We start from the raw sequence: 3,649 nt of genomic DNA, 5'->3' as shown, positions 1-3,649 counted from the left end.
ACTCCGGCCTCGACGCCGTGATTGCCTACGGTACCTGGTCCAAGCTGACCAAGGAATGGTACCCGGACCGTGAGACCCCGGCCACGTGGTCCCCGGGTTCCAAGGCTGTCACCGTTCCGAAGTCCTAGTCCATGGATGCACTCGATCAACTCGTAAAGACCTTCTTCGACTGGGAGGCGATGGCGGCCGTCCTGCCGAACATGATTATGGTCGGCCTGCCCAACACCCTGATCCTGGCGGTTACCTCGGGCGTGCTCGGGTGCATCCTGGGCATGGTCCTGGCCGTCATGGGAACGTCCCGCATCACTGCGCTGCGCTGGCTCTCCCGGATCTACACGGACATCTTCCGCGGCGTCCCCGCCATTGTGGTCATCCTCCTCATCGGCATCGGGCTCGGACCCGTGGTCCGGGAACTGACCGGATCCACCAACCCGTTCCCGCTCGGTATCCTCGCCCTGACGCTCATGGCGGCCGCCTACATCGGCGAGATCTTCCGCTCGGGCATCCAGAGCGTGGAGAAGGGCCAGCTGGAAGCGTCCCGGGCCTTGGGCTTCAGCTACGGCGACTCCATGCGCCTCGTGGTGATTCCGCAGGGCATCCGCCGCGTGCTGCCGGCCCTGGTCAACCAGTTCATCTCGCTGATCAAGGACTCCTCCCTGATCTATCTGCTGGGCCTGCTCGCCAGCCAKCGCGAGATCTTCCGCATCGGTAACGACGCCGCCGCCAACACGGGGAACCTGTCGCCGCTGATCGCCGCGGCGTTCATGTACCTCATCCTGACCGTTCCGCTCACCCACTTGGTCAACTACATCGACAACCGCCTGCGCASCGGCCGTCCGKAGAAACGGCAGMCGGACGACGCCGCGGCCCTGATCGGGAAAGGAGCACAGCCATGAGCGAATTCGCTTCCGGTTCGCTGACCGGCAAGAACCTGCACCTGTCCTTCGGCTCGAACCATGTCCTTCGCGGCATCGACCTGCACGTCKAGAAGGGCACCACCGCTTCGGTGATCGGCCMCTCCGGATCGGGCAAGTCCACGCTCCTGCGCGTCATGAACCGCCTGATCGAACCKGATCAGGGCGACATCCTGCTGGACGGCCGCTCGGTCCTGAAGGACAACCCGGACGAGCTTCGCCAGCGGATCGGCATGGTGTTCCAGCARTTCAACCTGTTCCCGCACAAGACCGTCGTGGACAACGTCTCGCTCGCACTGCGGAAGCTGCGCAAGCTGCCGGCCGAGCAGGCCCGGGCTGAGGCTCTCGAGCAGCTCGACCTCGTCGGGCTCAAGCACAAGGCCGACGCGCGTCCCGCCAACCTCTCCGGCGGCCAGCAGCAGCGCGTGGCCATTGCGCGCGCCCTGGCCATGAAGCCGGAAGTGATGTTCTTCGACGAGGCCACCTCGGCCCTCGACCMGGAGCTCGTCAAGGGCGTGCTGGCGCTGATGGCCGACCTCGCCAAGGGCGGCATGACCATGGTGGTGGTGACCCACGAGATGGGCTTCTCCCGCAACGTCTCGGACACAGTGACGTTCATGGACGGCGGCGTCGTCGTGGAGTCCGGCCCGCCGGAAGAGATCTTCACGAACMCGCGGACCKAACGGCTGCAGGGCTTCCTCKCGGACGTTCTCTAGTTCGCCTGCCGCCCTTCCAKCGCTGCCGGCGTTTGCAGCGTTAACGACTGATGGCACCCGCCGCTGCGGGTGCCATCAGTCGTTAAGGCTTCGGTCGGTTAACGCTCAGGGACCCTACGCCTTCGCGGCGGCGGCCGCCTTCGCCGCGGCCGGCAGGGCGTCGAAGATCCGGTTCATCGCGGCGTCGTCGTGCGCCKCGGAGAGGAACCAGGCTTCAAAGACCGACGGCGGCAGGTAGACGCCCGAGTCCAGCATCGAGTGGAAGAAGGGGGCGTAGCGGAACACTTCCTGGCCCTGGGCGTCGTCGTAGTTGTGTACGCCGCGGGCGCCCGTGCCGAAGGCCACGGAGAACAGGTTGCCGGCGCGCTGGATGGAGTGGTCCACGCCGGCGGCGTCGAGGGCGGAGGACAGCGCTGCGGAGAGCTCCAGGGAGCGGGCGTCMACGAACGAGTAGACCTCGGGGGTGGCGTGGGTGAGCGTCGCGACGCCGGCGGCCATGGCTACCGGGTTACCGGAGAGGGTGCCGGCCTGGTAGACGGGGCCCAACGGCGCCAGGTAGTCCATAACCTCGGCGCGTCCGCCGAGGGCCGCCGTCGGCATGCCTCCCCCGATCACCTTTCCGAAGGTCAGCAGGTCCGGGGTCCACGGCTCGACGGCGTCGGCGGCCCCGCCGGTCAGGCCCCAGTAGCCGGAGTAGCCGGTGCGGAACCCGGTGAGGACCTCGTCGAGGATCAGCAGGGCGCCGTGCTCGCGGGTGATCCGGGAAAGACCTGCGTTGAAGCCCTCGCCGGGGGTGACCACGCCCATGTTGGCCGGGGCGGCCTCGGTGATGACAGCGGCGATGCTGTCACCGTGCTTGGCGAAGGCGGCCTCGACGGCGTCGAGGTCGTTGTAGGGCAGCACGAGGGTTTCGGCCGCCGTCGCGGCCGTGACGCCGGCCGAGCCGGGCAGCGCAAGGGTCGCCAGGCCGGAACCTGCCGCGGCGAGGAGGCCGTCGAGGTGGCCGTGGTAGCAGCCGGCGAACTTGATGACGAGGTTGCGGCCGGTGAAGCCGCGGGCCAGCCGGATGGCGGTCATGGTGGCTTCGGTGCCGGTGGAGACCATCCGGACGCGTTCGGCGGCCGGGACGCGCTCCTTGACGATCGCGGCCAGGTTGGCTTCGTCGGGCGTGGACGCGCCGAAGGACAGGCCGCGGTCGACGGCGGCATGCACGGCGGCGATGACCTCCGGGTGGGCGTGCCCCAGCAGCGCCGGACCCCAGGAGCAGACGAGGTCGACRTAGTCCGCGCCGTCGGCGTCGGTGAGATAGGCACCCTTGGCGGACACCATGAACCGCGGCGTCCCGCCCACGGAGCCGAAGGCGCGCACGGGTGAGTTCACGCCGCCCGGCATCAGCCGGCGGGCGCGGTCAAAGAGTTCCTCGTTGCGAGGCATGCTGGAAGTCATGGTTCCTATTCTTTCAGTTCTGCGGCCGGGTCATTTCCCTGCGGCCTTGGCCAGCAGTGCGGTGACGCKGGGCACCACTTCGGTGCCAAACAGTTCGATCGAGCGCATCATGGCCGGGTGTGGCAGGGTGCCGTTGCTGTATTTGAGGTCAAAGCGGTCCACGCCCAGGTTCTTCTTCAGCAGCGCGATTTTTGCGGCCACGGTATCCGGTGACCCCACGTAGAGTGCTCCCTCGGGCGTGCACATGGCATCAAACTCGGCCCGGTTGCCTGGGCCCCAGCCCCGCTCCGCGCCAATCCGGTTGCGCATCGCGATCCAGTGCGGGAAGAACTCCTCCCGTGCTTCCTCATCCGTAGCGGCGATGTGGCCGGGTKAATGCGTGGCCATCTGCTGCATCGGGTGCCCGTATTTGGCCATGGCCTCGCGGTAGAGGCCGGCCAGCGGGGCGAAGGACCGCGGCTGGCCGCCAATGATGGCGAAGATGATCGGGTAGCCGTATTCTGCGCAGCGCAGCACGGATTCGGGGGTGCCGCCGACGCCGATCCAGGTTTGCAGCAGGTGGTGTTCCAGAGG

General features: G+C 67.6%; 4 protein-coding genes. 2 read left to right on the top strand and 2 right to left on the bottom strand.

The window, feature by feature from the left end; all coding sequences use genetic code 11:
* Positions 1–131 precede the first annotated feature (131 nt).
* Positions 132–896, top strand: a complete 765-nt coding sequence (locus tag AC1DBQ_RS22420) for an amino acid ABC transporter permease (RefSeq protein WP_476930611.1) — start codon at positions 132–134, stop codon at positions 894–896.
* Positions 893–1,630 carry an amino acid ABC transporter ATP-binding protein gene (locus AC1DBQ_RS22415; protein ID WP_476930610.1) on the top strand — a complete coding sequence of 246 codons (738 nt, stop codon included), beginning with the start codon at positions 893–895 and terminating at the stop codon, positions 1,628–1,630. The genes AC1DBQ_RS22420 and AC1DBQ_RS22415 overlap by 4 nt, the downstream gene beginning before the upstream one ends.
* A 114-nt stretch (positions 1,631–1,744) precedes the next feature.
* Here the strand turns inward: AC1DBQ_RS22415 and hemL are convergent, their stop codons facing one another.
* Together hemL and AC1DBQ_RS22405 are read right to left on the bottom strand one after the other, a co-directional pair.
* On the bottom strand, positions 1,745–3,076 hold the full coding sequence (gene hemL, locus AC1DBQ_RS22410) for a glutamate-1-semialdehyde 2,1-aminomutase (RefSeq protein WP_476930609.1): 1,332 nt from the start codon (positions 3,074–3,076) through the stop codon (positions 1,745–1,747).
* Positions 3,077–3,106: 30 nt separating this feature from the next.
* Positions 3,107–3,649 (bottom strand): LLM class flavin-dependent oxidoreductase (locus AC1DBQ_RS22405; protein ID WP_476930608.1); only part of this gene is annotated, 543 nt, incomplete at its 5' end.

The sequence above is a fragment of the Arthrobacter sp. 10T413_2 genome, from assembly GCF_056394205.1.
Note: the sequence above shows the minus strand (reverse complement) of the source record. Positions and strands in the feature narration are given on the sequence as shown.